This window comes from Allostella sp. (genome assembly GCF_041913585.1).
Classification (GTDB): domain Bacteria; phylum Pseudomonadota; class Alphaproteobacteria; order ATCC43930; family Allostellaceae; genus Allostella.
Genome location: NZ_JAYSFE010000114.1, coordinates 1 through 14,888 on the forward strand (window position 1 = coordinate 1; position 14,888 = coordinate 14,888).

Annotated in this window: 13 protein-coding genes; 7 read left to right on the plus strand and 6 right to left on the minus strand. The window is 73.2% G+C overall.

Annotation, left to right across the window (positions count from 1 at the left end):
* Positions 1–606: efflux RND transporter permease subunit (locus tag ACE3Q3_RS18620; protein WP_374448642.1), on the plus strand; the 606-nt coding region annotated here is incomplete at its 5' end.
* Between the two features lie 113 nt (positions 607–719).
* Complete coding sequence (locus tag ACE3Q3_RS18625) at positions 720–1,652, plus strand: DMT family transporter (protein WP_374448645.1); 933 nt, start codon at positions 720–722, stop codon at positions 1,650–1,652.
* Here ACE3Q3_RS18625 and ACE3Q3_RS18630 read toward each other — a convergent pair.
* From ACE3Q3_RS18630 to ACE3Q3_RS18640, 3 genes are all read right to left on the minus strand, one after another.
* Entirely contained in the window at positions 1,636–2,631 is a 996-nt protein-coding gene (locus tag ACE3Q3_RS18630) for an NAD-dependent epimerase/dehydratase family protein (RefSeq protein ID WP_374448646.1), read from the minus strand. The two genes, ACE3Q3_RS18625 and ACE3Q3_RS18630, sit on opposite strands and share 17 nt — an antisense overlap.
* Before the next feature lie 78 nt (positions 2,632–2,709).
* On the minus strand, positions 2,710–3,915 hold the full coding sequence (locus ACE3Q3_RS18635; RefSeq protein ID WP_374448648.1) for an MFS transporter: 1,206 nt from the start codon (positions 3,913–3,915) through the stop codon (positions 2,710–2,712).
* 29 nt (positions 3,916–3,944) lie between these two features.
* On the minus strand, positions 3,945–5,495 hold the full coding sequence (locus ACE3Q3_RS18640) for an amidohydrolase family protein (protein WP_374448650.1): 1,551 nt from the start codon (positions 5,493–5,495) through the stop codon (positions 3,945–3,947).
* 194 nt (positions 5,496–5,689) lie between these two features.
* On the opposite strand from ACE3Q3_RS18640, the gene ACE3Q3_RS18645 reads away from it, so the two are divergent.
* The gene (locus ACE3Q3_RS18645; protein ID WP_374448653.1) at positions 5,690–7,156 is read left to right on the plus strand and encodes a M81 family metallopeptidase; all 1,467 of its coding nucleotides are present in this window, start codon (positions 5,690–5,692) and stop codon (positions 7,154–7,156) included.
* On the opposite strand, the gene ACE3Q3_RS18650 is transcribed toward ACE3Q3_RS18645, so the two are convergent.
* Both ACE3Q3_RS18650 and ACE3Q3_RS18655 read right to left on the minus strand, forming a co-directional pair.
* Entirely contained in the window at positions 7,135–8,394 is a 1,260-nt protein-coding gene (locus tag ACE3Q3_RS18650) for a hypothetical protein (RefSeq protein WP_374448655.1), read from the minus strand. The genes ACE3Q3_RS18645 and ACE3Q3_RS18650 overlap by 22 nt on opposite strands.
* Before the next feature lie 14 nt (positions 8,395–8,408).
* Positions 8,409–9,887: a M81 family metallopeptidase gene (locus tag ACE3Q3_RS18655; RefSeq protein WP_374448656.1), complete on the minus strand. Its 1,479-nt coding sequence runs from the start codon at positions 9,885–9,887 to the stop codon at positions 8,409–8,411.
* A gap of 78 nt (positions 9,888–9,965) precedes the next feature.
* Here ACE3Q3_RS18655 and ACE3Q3_RS18660 point away from each other — a divergent pair, with 78 nt between their 5' ends.
* A complete protein-coding gene (locus ACE3Q3_RS18660; RefSeq protein ID WP_374448659.1) occupies positions 9,966–10,802 on the plus strand; it encodes a class I SAM-dependent methyltransferase in 837 nt (278 codons plus the stop codon).
* Here the strand turns inward: ACE3Q3_RS18660 and ACE3Q3_RS18665 are convergent.
* A complete protein-coding gene (locus tag ACE3Q3_RS18665) occupies positions 10,786–11,634 on the minus strand; it encodes a MipA/OmpV family protein (protein ID WP_374448661.1) in 849 nt (282 codons plus the stop codon). The genes ACE3Q3_RS18660 and ACE3Q3_RS18665 overlap by 17 nt on opposite strands.
* A gap of 140 nt (positions 11,635–11,774) precedes the next feature.
* Between ACE3Q3_RS18665 and ACE3Q3_RS18670 the strand changes: the two genes are divergently transcribed.
* From ACE3Q3_RS18670 to ACE3Q3_RS18680, 3 genes are read left to right on the plus strand one after another with little or no spacing between them, the layout of a single operon-like run.
* On the plus strand, positions 11,775–13,040 hold the full coding sequence (locus tag ACE3Q3_RS18670) for an amidase (protein WP_374448663.1): 1,266 nt from the start codon (positions 11,775–11,777) through the stop codon (positions 13,038–13,040).
* Complete coding sequence (locus ACE3Q3_RS18675; RefSeq protein ID WP_374448666.1) at positions 13,037–14,029, plus strand: DUF563 domain-containing protein; 993 nt, start codon at positions 13,037–13,039, stop codon at positions 14,027–14,029. Before ACE3Q3_RS18670 ends, ACE3Q3_RS18675 begins: the two co-directional genes overlap by 4 nt.
* The gene (locus ACE3Q3_RS18680) at positions 14,026–14,832 is read left to right on the plus strand and encodes a hypothetical protein (RefSeq protein ID WP_374448668.1); all 807 of its coding nucleotides are present in this window, start codon (positions 14,026–14,028) and stop codon (positions 14,830–14,832) included. The genes ACE3Q3_RS18675 and ACE3Q3_RS18680 overlap by 4 nt, the downstream gene beginning before the upstream one ends.
* Positions 14,833–14,888: the final 56 nt, after the last annotated feature.

Genomic DNA, 14,888 nt, shown 5'->3' on the forward strand with positions numbered 1-14,888 from the left:
TGGACCGACCTCACCTACCAGGAGATCATCGCCGGCGACTCGTCGGTCTGGGTCTTCCCGCTGGCGGTCCTGCTGGTGTTCCTGGTGCTGGCCGCCCAGTACGAGAGCCTGACCCTGCCGATCGCGATCATCCTGATCGTGCCGATGGGCCTGCTCGCGGCGATGACGGGGGTCTGGCTCCAGGCCGGCGACAACAACATCTTCACCCAGATCGGGCTCGTCGTGCTGGTCGGCCTGTCGGCCAAGAACGCCATCCTCATCGTCGAGTTCGCCCGCGAGCTCGAACATGCCGGGCGAACGCCGCGGGAGGCGGCGGTCGAGGCCAGTCGCCTGCGCCTGCGGCCGATCCTGATGACCTCGCTCGCCTTCGTCATGGGCGTGGTGCCGCTCGTGGTCTCGACCGGCGCCGGCGCCGAGATGCGCCAGGCGATGGGAATCGCAGTGTTTGCGGGGATGATCGGGGTCACCCTCTTCGGCCTCTTCCTGACGCCGGTCTTCTACGTCCTGATGCGGGCGCTGGCCGGCAACCGGCCGCTGAAGCGCCACGACGTGCCCGCCGCCCTGGCCGCGCCGGTGCCCCATGCCCTGACGCAGCCCGCGGAGTAGCGGCACACCCCATGGCCGGGGCGGATCACCGCTCCGGCCATGCGCTGCCCGCATTCTGGGCATGACGCCCACGGCGGTTGCATCGCACCGCGCTCCCCCGGACAATCGCCCCGATGACCGACAGCAGCCGGCCCGCCGCGGCCTCCCCGTCCCCCGCCACGGCCGGAGGCCACGCCATCGACGGGCCGACGCTCGGCCTGCTCGCCGCCATGTCGGTGCTGTGGGGCGTCAACTGGCCCCTGATGAAGCCGGCAGTGCTCGAGTTCGGGCCGTGGATGTTCCGGGCGATCTGCCTTGTCATCGCCACCGCCGGGATGCTGATCCTGGTGCGGGCGACGGGCGAGCGCATGCGGCTGCCACCGCGGGCGCTGCTCGGGCCGCTGGTGCTCGCCTCGGCGATCAACGTGACGCTGTGGCACGTCCTCACCGGATTCGGCCTCGCCTACATGGCGGCCGGGCGGGCCGGCATCATCGCCTACCTGATGCCGGTGATCTCGACCGTCATGGCCGCCCCGATCCTGGGCGAACGGCTCACCCGGAGCAAGATCGCCGCCCTCTTCCTCGGCGCCGCCGGCCTCGGCGTGCTCGTCTGGCCCGAGATCGGGCGGATCGGCGGCGACCTGCGCGGGCCCCTGCTGATGCTGGCCTCGGCCTTCGCCTGGGCCATCGGCACGATGCTCATCAAGGGGCGGCGCTGGGGCTATTCCCCGGCCCAGCTCACGACCTGGCAGCTCCTCATCGGCAGCCCGCCGCTGATCCTGCTGGCGCTGCTGCTCGCCCCCCTGCCCGACCCTGCCGCCGGCAGCCCGATGGGCTGGTTCGGCCTCGTCTACGCCTCCACGGTCGCCATGGTCTGGTGCCACTACACCTGGTACCGCATCCTCGACCGGCTGCCGGCGAGCATCGCCTCGATCAGCACGCTCGCCATCCCGGCGGTCGGGGTCCTCTCCAGTGCCCTCCTGCTCGGCGAGCCGCTCGGCTTCACCGAGTTCGCGGCGCTCGCCCTGGTGCTGGGCGCGATCGCGATCGTCATCCGGCCGCGCTAGGCGCGACCAGGGCGGGGTGGGCCGCGACCCACTCCATGTAGTCTTCGAAGCTCCGTTCCAGCCGCCAGGCGGAGCGGTAGCCGACCGCGGCCAGTCGCTCCGCCGCCAGCGGCCGGCGGTCGCGATCGCCGTGCAGCGCGATCGTCGCCGCCTCGCCGCGCTCGGCCAGCCGCCAGCGGAAGCCCGGGAAGCGCTCCGCCAGCAGCCCGCACCAGCAGGCGACCGACCACTCGCGGCCGGGGCCGACATTGACGACCGGCGCCGCCGACGGTGCGTCGCGGAGTGCGAGCAGCGCCTCGGCGACGTCGCGGGCGTAGATCCAGTCGCGCTGGCCCGGGCGGTCCAGCACCGCCTCGCCGGCGCGCAGCGCCGCCGCCGTCGCCTGGAACTGCGGGCTCAGCGTGTCGCGGACGCCGGTGTCGCGCTCCCAGCGCCCGAAGACCGCGGTCAGCCGTGCCGCCCGCACGTCGATGCCCCAGAGCTCGCCGAGTCTGAGCGCCGTGCGCTCGCCGGCGAACTTGGTGACCGCGTAGAGCGACTCCGGCCGCGACGGCGTCGCCTCCTCGTCGAGAACCGCCCCGTCGTAGGCGGCCGCGCCATAGGCCGAGGCCGAGCTCAGATGCACGATCCGGCCGATCCCCGCCGCCTTCGCCGCCTCCAGCACGCGGGCGACGCCGACGATGTTGGTCTCCAGGATGGCGGCCGGCGCCGCAGCCTCGCGCGCCGGCCCGGCGGTGATCGCGGCGCCATGCACCACCACCGCCGGTCGGTGGCGGGCGAGGACGTCGCCGATCGCCGCGGCGTCGAGCACGTCGGCCACCGCGAAGCGCACGCGGCCCGGCAGCGCCGCCCAGGCTGCGGCGAGCGCCGGCGGCGGCGGCGTCCGATCGACCGCGACCACCGTCTCGCCGCGTCGGGCCGCCTCCTCGACCAGCGCCGCCGCGACGAACCCCGCCGCCCCCGTCACCAGCATGGTCATGGTCCAACACTCCCCGGCCATCGTCGCCCCGGGAGCACGATCCCACGCCCGGCCGGCTGGCGAAACCCGCAGTTTTCGCTACCGTCGCCCGCGGACCAACCGGAGCCCGACCAAGGCTGCCGGGAAGGCGCCGAGGGCGAAGCCCCAGCCATAGGCGCCGGTCAGCTGCAGCAGCCCGGCATGGAGGAGCGGGTAGCTCATCATGCCGGCGCCGCCGAAGGCGACGACGCCGCCGGTGATGGCGCCGATGCGGCCGGGCGGCGCGCGGCGCGCGACCTCGGCCAGGAGGAGCCCGTGCCAGCCGACCGCGGTCGCGCTGTAGCACACGGCGATGACGAGGATCGCCCAGTGCGGCAGGCCGAGCCCGATCGCGGCGATCCCGAGCGACGCCAGCGCCATGGCGAAGCCGAGCCCGCCGAGGACGATCCGCGGATCGAGCCAGCGGCTGCCGATCCAGCCCCAGCCGATGCGCGCGCCGATCGCGATCGCCTGGGCCAGCGCGAAGACGCTGCCGGCCGCGGTCAGCGAATAGCCCATGCCGGTGCTGAGGTAGCTGACGAAGAAGGAGCCGAAGATCGCCTGCAGCCCGACGAAGCAGAACATCGCATAGGCATAGCCGCGCAGCCCCTCGTCGCCCCAGACGGTGCGGATGGTGGCGCCGATGGCGGCGAACGAGAGCTGGTGGCGCGGCTGGCGGTCGCTGTCGAACTCGCGCCGGAGCGGCTGGATGGCCAGCCCGAACACCCAGCAGATGCAGCCGAAGACGACGAAGGCGCTCTGCCAGCCATAGTGGACGACGAGCAGCGGCACCGCCGCGCCCGCCGTCACCGCGCCGACCGGCACCCCGGTCTGCTTGATCGAGAAGATGAGGGGCGCGTATTTGGGGGGCGAGTAGCGGGCGAGCAGGTGCGAGCTGGCCGGCGTCGACACCGAGTTGCCGGCGCCCAGCACCAGCGCCGACAGCACGAAGAGCCAGACCTCGCCCCAGGCGGCGAGGAACAGCCCCGTGCCCAGCAGCAGCAGCGAGAGCTGGGACACCCGCAGCGCCCCCATGCGGACGATGAGACCGCCGCAGGCGAGCTGGCCCATGCTGGAGACGCAGAAGCAGAGCCCGGTATAGAGCCCCGCATAGGCGGTGCCGATGCCGAGCGCCTCGGACAGCGCCGGCATCGCCACCGGGAAGACCAGCGTCGAGAGGTAGGAGAGCCCCTGCTGCACCAGCATCGCGGCGACCGCCAGCGGCAGCAGGGCGATGCCGGGCCTGGCCGGCCGGGTGTCGTTCATGCGGGCTTCGGGGTGCTCCTGCCTGCCGTTCAGCGCGCCGGCGGCTGGTTCGAGCCGATCGTCCCGAGCGCCATCGGGAACGCTTCCTCGGGCGAGCGCCGCGCCCAGTCGCGCTCGGTGATGCCGAGCATGCCGCGGCGCTGGCCCTCGCTGAGGCCGTCGAGGTTGCGGGCGAGGTCGATCTTCAGCGCCTTGCCGTCGCGCATCACCTCCTCGCCGCCGACCCAGACCTCGCGGATCGGGCGCTCCAGCGCCGTGACGACCAGGCTCTTCAGCGGGTCGCGCGCCGGCACCATGTGCGGGTGCGCGAGGTCGATCGACACGAAGTCGGCCTTGCAGCCCTTCTCCAGCCGGCCGATGTCGTCGCGCATCAGGGCCCAGGCGCCGCCGACGGTGGCGGCGTGGAAGACGTCGGAGATGCTGGTCGAGCTGATGTCGCCGGACGCGATCTTCGCCACCGTCAGCGCCCAGCGCATCTCGTCGATCATGTTGTGGGGGAAGGTGTCGGTGCCGATCCCCATGTTGACGCCGCGCTTCACGTATTTGCCGAAGTGATGCATCACCATGCCGCCGCGCGCGAACTGGTTCGGGCAGTGGGCGACGGTGGTGCCGCTGTCGGCCAAGCGGTCGAGGTCGCGGTGGTCGGGGTTCATGATCCACGGATGCTCGTCGAGGAAGATGCCGTGGCCGACGATGAACTCGCGGCCGAGCACGCCGAGCGATTCCAGCCACTCGATCGGCGTCTTGCCGTGGCGGCGGAACATCTCGCGGTATTCGACGACCGACTGCGCCGCGTGGGTCTGGATCGGGATGCCCTTCTCGCGCGCGACCGCCGAGGCGTCGACGAAGAGGTCGGCCGTGCAGGTGTCGACCTGGGCCGGGGCCAGCATCCCCATCAGCCGGCCCGACGGATGCCGACGGGCGCGCTCGATCGTCTCCAGCGCGCGGTCGAAGTTGCGCCGGCCGGCCTTCACGTCCCAGCGGTAGAGCACCTCGTGCCCGTTCGGCGTGTACCAGGAGCCCGAGCGGAAGGAGGGCGCGACGCAGGTGCGGATGCCGGTCGAGGCGACCTCGTCGAGCCAGTTCGGCCGCGGGGCGGAATAGTCGACGAAGGTGGTGACGCCGCTCGTCAGCAGTTCCGAGATCGCGACCTGGGTCGAGGCCGAGTAGGCCGGGAAGTCGCCCTGGCCGAACTCTTCTGCATGGGCCTGGTCGACGGCGTCGGCGGGCGAGGCGTGGGCCGGCCGGCCGAGCAGGAAGATGTATTCGTAGAGCGAACTCATCTGGAGCTGCCGGCTCTTCCGCTCCTCCGACAGGCCCTTCATCATCGGCTCGGAGCAGGGGTGCGTGTGGATGTTGACCAGCCCCGGGATGACGAAGCGCCCGCGGCCGTCGATCACCCGGTCGGCATGGCCGGCATAGCCCTTGCCGGCGAAGGTGATCTCGTCGTCGGTGAAGACGAGGTCGGCATCCCGGACATAGGAATGGCGGCCGCCCCAGCGCCGCTCGTTCGGCGTCTCGGGGTTGGCGCGATCCCAGGCGACGAGCCAGTCGATGTTCTTGATCCAGGTGGTGGGCATGGGGTCTCCGGTGGGCGGGGTCGGCACCGATCGGGGGGAGGTCGCCGTCGCGACCGGGCGAGTTTACGGAAATGCCCGACCGAGCACAGCGCCAAACGATCCCCACCCGGGCGACGGTTCGCCGCCATTGCCCCACTCACGTTCCGTGCCATGATCGCGGCTTCGATCCACCCGCCGCAGGACCCTCTCCCGCCATGCGCATCCTGATTGCGATGATGAAACACGAGACCAACACCTTCTCGCCCGTGGAGACCGGCTGGCAGCGGTTCGTCGAGTGGGGCGCGCATCTCGGGCCGGCGGCGCGCGCCGCCTACGAGGGCACCGCGATGCCGATGGGCGCCTATATCGAGCTCGCCAAGGCGGCCGGCGCCGAGATCGTCACCCCGGTCGCCGCCGAGGCGATGCCGAGCGGCCCGGTCTCGGCCGAGGCCTACGAGAAGATGGTCGGCGCCATCCTCGACGCCGCGCCGGGCTGCGACGCCGCCCTCCTCGACCTCCACGGCGCCATGGTCGCCGAGACGACGGGCGACGGCGAGGGCACGCTGCTGGAGCGGCTGCGGCAGCGCTGCCCCGGCCTGCCGATCGCCGTCACGCTCGACCTGCACTGCAACCTGACGCAGCGCATGGTCGACAACTGCACCGCCCTCATCGGCTACAAGACCTATCCCCACACCGACATGCACGTCGTCGGCGAGCAGATCGGCCGCGTCCTGATGCGCGCGCTGAAGGGCGAACTCGACCCGGTGATGGCCTGGGGCAACCGGCCGATCCTGGCCCAGACCCTGCGCATGGGCACCGACGACGAGCCGATGCGCGCGCTGGTCGCGCTGGCGCGCGAGATCGAGCGGCGGCCCGGCATCCTCGCCGCCACCATCTTCGGCGGCTTCCCGATGGCCGACATCCCGGAGGCCGGCATCTCGGCCATCGTCGTCGCCGACGGCGACCGCGCGGCGGCCCAGGCGGCGGTCGACGAGATCCTCGACGCCGCCTGGGCGCAGCGCGTCGAGTTCGCCTATCGCCACGAGCCGATCGACGACGCGCTGGCGCGGGCCAAGGCGCTGGCCGACGGCCCGATCGTCCTCCTCGACCATGCCGACAATTGCGGCTCGGGCGGCAACCAGGACGTCATGACCGTGCTGAAGGCGGTGATCGAGGTGGGCCTGGAGGACGTCGCGGTCGCAGCGGTGTGGGACCCGGTCGCGGTCGAGGAACTGATGCGGACGGGCATCGGCCGCGAGACCACGATCCGGCTCGGCGGGCGGACCTCGATGCCGGCGATCGGGGCGCAGGGCGAGCCGCTGGAGATCACCGGCCGCGTCCGCACGCTCTCGGACGGCGACTGGATCGTGCGCGGCCCGATGTACACCGGCGTCCATGTCCATATGGGCCCGACCGCGGTGCTCGATACCGGCAAGGTCAAGATCGTCATCGTGTCGCGCCACCACGAGCCGTGGGACGAGGGCGTCTTCACCTCGGTCGGGATCGACCCGAAATCGACGCGCTATCTGCTGCTGAAATCGCGCATCCACTATCGCGCCGGCTTCGCCCCGATCGCGCGCCACACGATCACCCTCGACGGCGTCGGGGTCACCACCTCCGACAACCGCATCCTGACCTATCGCAACGTCCGCCGGCCGATCTACCCGCTCGACGACATCTGAGGGCCGGTCCAAAGCCCGGCGCGGTCGAGGTCGCGGACCATCGCCTCCAGGTACCGGAGGCCGCTCTCGCGCGCCCGCCACGGCGCCGCGCGCTGGGCCGCCGCCGCCTGGAAGCGCGCCGGCTCGACCAGAAAGCGCCGCATCGCCGCGACGTAGGCGAAGGCGGCATGGACCTGGACCACGATGCCGGTCGCCTCGCCCGCCTGCAGCCGCTCGGCCATCCAGGTGCCGGCGGGGGCGATGACCGGCCGGCCCATGGCGACCGCCATCGCGAAGATGCCCGAGGCGCGGTCGCGATACTCCGCGGGGTCGTAGGGCAGGAGCACGGCGTCGGCCGTGGCGCAATGGTGGAGCATTGCCGATTCGGGCATCACGCCACGGCGGATCGCGACCAGCGGATTGCCGGCCAGGGCGTCGGCGATCGAGGTCCCGGCCGGCTCGCGCAGGCGGGGCAGCAACTGCACGAGCAGCCGCGCCCGGTCGGCCAGTCCCACCCCCTCGCGGGCGATCCCGGCCACCATGTCGCTGCCCTTGTCGAGGCGATTGCCGCCCAGCACGGCGAAGGTCGTACGCCCGTCCGGCGGCGGCGCCTCGGCGTCGAGCACCGGCGCCGCCAGGTCGTACCAGATCGGGTGCGGGCAGACCCGGACCTGGTGGCGCAGCAGGTCCGCCATATCCTTGGCGAGCAGGCCGGTCGTGGCATGGACCAGGATGCGCTCGGGCGGGAACACCCGGCGGAGCCGGTTCATGGCATAGCGCAGCAACCCCAGCACCTGGTTGGTCGGGCGGCGGTCGGGATCGCCCGTGCGCAGGCTGTGGAAGCCCATCACGATCGCCCGGGGCGGGGCGATCCGCTCCAGCGCCAGGGCGAGTGCCAGGATCTCGCGCGAACTGGCGGTCGGCAGCAGCACCACAGAATCGGCGATCGCGGCCGATCCGTCGAGGGCGGCGAGGTCGGCGGCGAGCAGCGCCCCGCCGTCCACCGTCTCGGCGATCCGCCAGCTCAGGCGGTCCTGCATCAGGGTGTCGGCGGCCGAGAACGACAGCACCGCCCGCGCGTGGAGCGCCTGCACCAGACTGGCCGGCGCCCGCTTCGGCACCACGATCCGCGGCGCCAGGCCGAAGCGCCGGCCGTCCCGCGCGACGCCCCGCGCGAAGTTGAAATTGTGCATGTCGACATCGAGGAGGTTGGTGTCGACGACGATCAGACGCACCCGCCCCCGGGCCGCGCCGGCCATTGCGGGGGTCCCGGCTATTGCAGGTCGAGCGGGAAGATCGGCCGGCGCAGCCGCCGGAACGGCATCCGCGAATAGTCGCGGGTGGTCAGGCCGCCGCCGTCGACGACCAGGATCTCGCCGGCGATCGGGCCGAAGGCGGCGCGGAAATGCTGCGACGACTTCACCACCAGGATCCGCCGCTCCGTCGGCTCGATGCCACCGATGCGGAACATGTTGCGGTCGAGGAGCTGCAGGAGGTTGGTCGCGCACAGCACGTCGATGCCGGCGGTCCGCAGCACCGCGATCGGGCCGAGGCTCGCCTCCAGCCCGGCCCACATCGGCCCCTCGTGGGTGTATTCGCCGGGACCGGCATGGACGACGGTGCCCGTCAACCGGAGCGGCGGCCCGCCGAAGACGGGATCGACCTTGCCGCCGACGTCGAGCGTGATCTCCGCCCCGACGCCGGCCGCCGTCATCGCCGCCACCGCCTCGGGATCGCGGATCGAGCCCAGGGCGACGCCCGTGACCCCAGCGTCGAGAAGCGCCGCGAGCAGGCTGGTCGAATCGCCATAGGCCCCGCCGCCCGGATTGTCGCCGGTGTCGGCGATGACGAGCGGCCGCCCCGGCTCGCCCGTCCAGGCGGCGGCCCGCGCGGCCGCCTCGGCCGGCGTCAGCACCGCACCGGCGCGGTCCGCCCGGGTCGCCCAGACCATGTCCATCAGTTCCTCGGCCATCGCCCGCCAGCGCGGGTCGTCGCCGTCGCCGGTGACGGTCGCCGTCGGCCCGGCGTCGACGATGTCGGCCTTGGCGAAGCCGGCATTGATGCTGACCGAGAGCACGCCCGGCTCGGCCTCCATGGCGCGCGCCCGGGCGAGCACGCCCAGCATCGGCCCGGCGTCGGTGCGGCCCCCGGCAACCCCCAGGAGCTGCGGCCGGCGGGCCACCACCGTCACCGGCCGCACCTTGCCGGCCATCGCGCGGGCCAGCAGTTCGGCCGCCTCGCGGCCGCGCTCGCGCATGTCGACATGCGGATAGGTGCGGTAGGAGACGAGCGCGGAGGCGTGCGCGGCCATCCGGTCGGAGACGTTGGCATGGAGGTCGAGGGTGACCGCGATTGGCACCTTCGGTCCGAGGATTCCCCGCAGGTCCTCGAGGAGCTGGCCCTCGGCGTCGTCGTGGGTCTCGGTCACCATGGCCCCGTGCAGGGCCAGCAGCACGCCGTCGACGTCCGGGTTGGCGCGGGCGGCATCGAGGATGATCCCGCCCAGCTCGTGCCACGCACGGTCGGTCACCTTGCCGCTCGGGTTGGCGAAGGTGGCGACGGTGTGGACGACCTGCCAGCCCTCGCGCTCGGCGACGTCGAGGAAGCCCGAGACCTCGGTGTTGGTGCCCGCGAGCTTGGCGGCGACCGCGTTGCCGCGGTAGCAGAAGAGCTTGGCGAAATCCTCGGTGTCCGCCTTCTGGACGCTGAAGGTGTTGGTCTCATGGCAGAACTGGCCGACGATCACGCGCATGGGGCACTCCGGCAGGGGCGTCTCGGAACGGTCGGGATCATAGCCAAAACGGCGCTCTTGCGAGGGGAAGTCTTCGGGATGGTGTTCGCCGATCCGGCGTTTCGCGAGGCCAACCGGGCCAACTGGGACGAGCGCGTGCCGATCCACCGCGGCAATCGGACCGGCACCTACCGCATTTCCGAATTTCTCGCGGGCGACGACCGGCTCCACCCGATCGAGGATTCGGAACTGGGGCCGGTCGACGGTGCGCGCCTGCTCCACCTGCAATGCCACTTCGGGCTGGACACGCTGCGCCTCGCCCGCCGCGGCGCCCGGGTGACCGGGGTCGACTTCTCGCCGGCCGCGATCGCCGAGGCGCGCGCGCTCGCCGCCCGGATCGGCCGCGACGACGCGCGCTTTGTCGAGAGCGACGTCTACGCCGCGGCCGAGGCGGTGAAGGGGCGCTTCGACATCGTCTTCACGACCTGGGGGACCATCTGCTGGCTGCCGGACCTCGACGCCTGGGCCCGGGTGATCGCCGCCAAGCTGGCACCCGGCGGCCGCTTCTACTTCGCCGACGGCCATCCCTTCATGCTGATGCTGGAGGAGATCGACGGCCGGCTCGTCCCGTCCTATCCGCAGGACACGCCGCCCGACCGGCCGCTCGTCTTCGAGGCGACGCAGACCTATACCGGCGACCGCACGCCGATCGTGAACAGCCGCACGTACGAGTGGGTCCATTCGATCTCGCGCCTGCTGACGGCCCTCGACCGCGCCGGCCTCGCGGTCGAGTGGCTGCGCGAGCACAGCCAGGTGCCGTGGCCGGCCTTTCCGATGTGCGTGCCCGCCGGGCCCGGCATGTACCGGCTGCCGCCCGAGCAGCCGGCACTGCCGCTGGCCCTGTCGCTGACCGCGCGCCTCAGAAGCGGTAGCTGACGAAGAGACCGCCCAGGAACTGGTCCGGCGAACCGTCGCCGTCGACCAGCGGGCTGTCGGCCGCGTCGCCGAGCAGGCGCTTGTAGCCGACGCGCCCCGACAGCCCCCAGTTGCGCGTGACGGCATAGTCCAGGCTGACCGTCAGGCCGACGTCCTTGAGGCCTCCATCCGCCGCGTAGGGCGACCGGCCGCTGCGCGCGGCCTGGCCGGTCGTGATGCCGAAGAAGGTCTGGCTGTAATTGCCGTCCGCCCAGGTCAACTGGCTGGAAATGCCCAATGTCCAGCGCGCCGCGATCGGCGTCCGCCACCCCGCGTCGAGCTCCGCCAGCATGCCCTCGTGGCCGCCCGCCACGTCCTGCACGACCGTCGCCCCGATCGACCATGGCCCGCTCGCCCACCGCACGAAGCCGCCGACCTCGACGCTGCCGTCGACGTCGCCCAGGCCGCGCAGGGCGGCGCTGTCGTCCTGGTCGCGGCCGAAGCGGTAGCGGACCACGGGTCCAGCCTGCAGGCCGGCCACGGGCCGTGCGCCGAGGATCCCCAGGAGATCGGCCGACAGCGCCGTCCCGCGCAACTGCACGAATTCCCGATAGGACACGGACACAACCGGCGCGAAATCCGCTTCGTAGTCCTTGGCCCCCTCGTACTCGGGCCGGACCAGCACGCCGCCGCCGACGGCAAAGCGCCAGTCCCCGCGATCGGCGGCAGCTCCGGCCCCGACCGGGCCCGCTGCGACCGGACGGAGCGTGTCCGCCCGGGCCGGAACGGCGGCGGCGGTGACGAGGACGGTGGCGAGGGCGACGATGGCGGCGAGCGGGCGAGCGCGGAACATGGGTCGGTTTCCCTCGTGCGATCGGTTGGTCCAGGCAGGCCCTACGCAGCGCCGGCCGCGCCGGATCAGCGGGCGTCGCTTGACAGCCGGACGAGCCAGCGACGAGCCTGCTTGGGCAGGACGGGACAAGGATGCCGGGCATGACGCAGTGGAACCGGGAGACGGCGACGGCGGTGCGGGCGGCGGTCGCCGGCGGCGCGACGACGGCGGCCAGGGTGGCGGAGGACGCCATCGCCGCGGTCGCCGAACGGGACGGCACGCTTCACGCCTTCGTCGACTTCGACCCGCGGGCCGCGCGCCGGTCGGCGAAGGCCGCGCCGGCCGGGCCGCTCTCGGGCGTGACCGTCGGCGTCAAGGACATCATCGACGCCGAAGGCTGGCCGACGCAGTGCAATTCGCCGATCTATGCGGGGCACAGGCCGGACCGGGATTCGGCCGTGGTCGGGCTCCTGCGCGCCGCCGGCGCCACCATCCTCGGCAAGACGGTGACGACCGAGTTCGCCTTCGCCCAGCCGGGACCGACGGTCAACCCGCACCATCCCGGGCACACGCCGGGCGGCTCGTCGAGCGGCTCGGCGGCGGCGGTCGCCGCGCGCCTCGTCCATGTCGCGCTCGGGACCCAGACCGGCGGCTCGGTGACCCGCCCCGGCTCCTATTGCGGGGTCTTCTCGCTGAAGCCGAGCTTCGGCCTCGTCCCGCGCGAGGGCGTGAAGCCGCTCTCGGAATCGCTCGACACCATCGGCTGGTACGGCCGCTCGGTCGCCGACCTGGCGCTGGTCCTGTCGGTCTTCCACCGCGAGCCGGTGGTCCCGCCGCCGCCGCGGCTGCGCATCGCGCTCTGCCTGCAGCCGCCCTGGTCGGCGGCGACCGGGCCGATGCGGACGGCGGTGCGCAAGGCGGCGCGGGCCCTGGAACGTGCCGGCCACATCGTCGGCCCGTTCGGGCACGAGGCCATGCTGGAGCCCCTGCACGCGGCGCACGACGCGATCATGAGCGTCGACGCCGCCCGCTCGCTCCGGCTGGAGAAGCTGCACCACGAGGCGCGCCTGAGCGCCCGCCTGCGCGAGCGGATCGCCCGCGGCGAGGCGATCGCCCCGGCGGACGAACGCGCCGCCCGGCGCGCGGCCGACCTGGCGCGACGCGAATTCGACCTCCTTGCAGGAAGCTGGGACGCGATCCTGACCGCGGCCGCCCCGGGCGAAGCACCGGAAACGCTCGCCTCGACCGGCGACGCCGTCTTCAACAAGCTGTGGACGCTGCTCGGCGTGCCCTGCGTCGGCATCCCCGCCGGGCGCGGGCCGAAGGGGCTGCCGCTCGGCATCCAGCTCGTCGGCCGCCGCCTCGACGACGCGGCGCTGCTGGCGGTGGCGTCCAGCGTCGCCGACATCCTCGGCGCGGAGGCATGACGGACGCCATCCGCGACGTCGCGCTCGAGGACTATCGCCGGGCGGCGGGCCTGACCGCCCGAACCGCGCCCGACGGCCTGGTCGCGGCGGTGCGCTTCGACAAGGTGCTCCTTTCGACCCCGCTGGTCTTCCCGATCACGCTGGACCTCCACGCCTTCCGCGACGCCTTCCAGGTGCCGGGGCTCTATCTCGCGGAGGCCTATGACGCGATCTTCGATCCGGCCTTCGCGACCGGGGTCGGGCCACGACGCGACGCCCTCGCTGCCGCGCCGCCCGGCGATGCCGAACTCTTCGTCCTCGGCGGGTCGACGAACCATTTCCACTGGCTGCTCGATTTCCTGCCCCGCCTCGCCGCGATCCCGCTCGGTCCCCTGCCCGACGCGCTGGTGGTGACCGCCGGTCTCGATCCGCGCCAGCAGGCGGGACTGGCGCTCGCGGCGGCGGCGCTCGCCCTGCCGGCCCTGCCGCAGCGCGTGGTGCCGGACGGCGTCGTCGGGCTGCGCCGCGCGACGATGCCGCTGGTCGTGCCGCGGCCCGCCGCCGTCGCCTTCTGGCGCGGCGTGCTGGCGGCCGCCGGCGTCCGGCAGCGGCCCGGACGGCGGCTCTTCGTGCGGCGCGGCGCCGTCGCCCGGCGCCGCCTCGCCGACGAGGCGGCGGTGGCGGAACGGCTGGAGCGGGCGGGCTTCGAGACGATCGACCCCGGCGCGCTCGACCTCGCGGAGCAGATGCGCCGCTTCGCCGAGGCGGCGATCGTCGTCGGGACGCACGGCGCCGCACTCGCCAACGCCGTCTTCATGGCGCCCGGCGGCACGCTGGTCGAAATCGCGGCGCGCGGCGCGGCCAGCCCGTTCGCCGACCTCGCCGCCGCCGCCGGCCTGCGCTACGGCGAACTCCGGGCCGACGTCGCCGGCGCGACGCCGGCCGAACGGCTGCACGCCGACCTCGAACTGCCGGCCGGTGCCGTCGACGCTCTTCTCGCCCGCCTGTGACCGGCCCGCTGCTGCCATACTGGACCTGGCTCGACCGGCAGCGCAATTTCGGCGATGCCCTGACGGAGCTGTTTCGCGCCACCCTGCTGGCGCCGCTGCCGGACGCGGACCGCGGGGTCTATTTCCTGATCGGGTCGGTGCTCGACGACGCCTGGGTCCGGCGCGGCCTGCGCCTCGGCCGCGAGCGCGGCGGGCCGGTCCATTTCTGGACCTGCGGCTGGCGCGGAACGCCGGTGGCGCCGGACCTGCTCGACCAGGCGACGGTCCACGCCGTCCGCGGGCCCCTCACCCGGACGGGGCTCGGCCTCCCGGCCGGCCTGCCGATCGGCGATGCCGCCCTGCTGCTGCCGCTGCTGTACCAGCCGCCGCGGACGGGCGTGCGCCACGCCTGCCTGCTCGTCCCGCACTTCGAGGACCCGCAGCGCACGGCGATGCTGGCCCGGCCGCAGGACTGGGGCGCCGACGGCGCCGTCTCGCCGGCGGTCCGCGGCGGGGCGGACATCCTCGCGGTGATCGACGCCGTCGCGCGCTCCCGCCTCGTCCTCTGCGGGGCGATGCACGCGGCCGTGGTGGCGCTTGCCTACGGCGTGCGGTTCGTCTTCTTCCGCGACGGCTTCCTCAACTGCCCGCCGAAGTGGGATGACCTCGCAGCGGCAATGGGCTGCGAACCCGTCTTCGCGGCGCGGCGGTCGGAGGCGTCGGCCATGACCGACGCCCGATCGCCGCCGCTGCGCGCCCTCCTCGCCGCCTGTCCCCTGCCCGTCCGCCCGGAAGTGCTGCGACGGGCCGCCGCCCTGCCCTGAGCCGTCAGTCGATCTCGAACCGGATGCCCTGGGCCAGCGGCAGCGCGGTCGAGTAG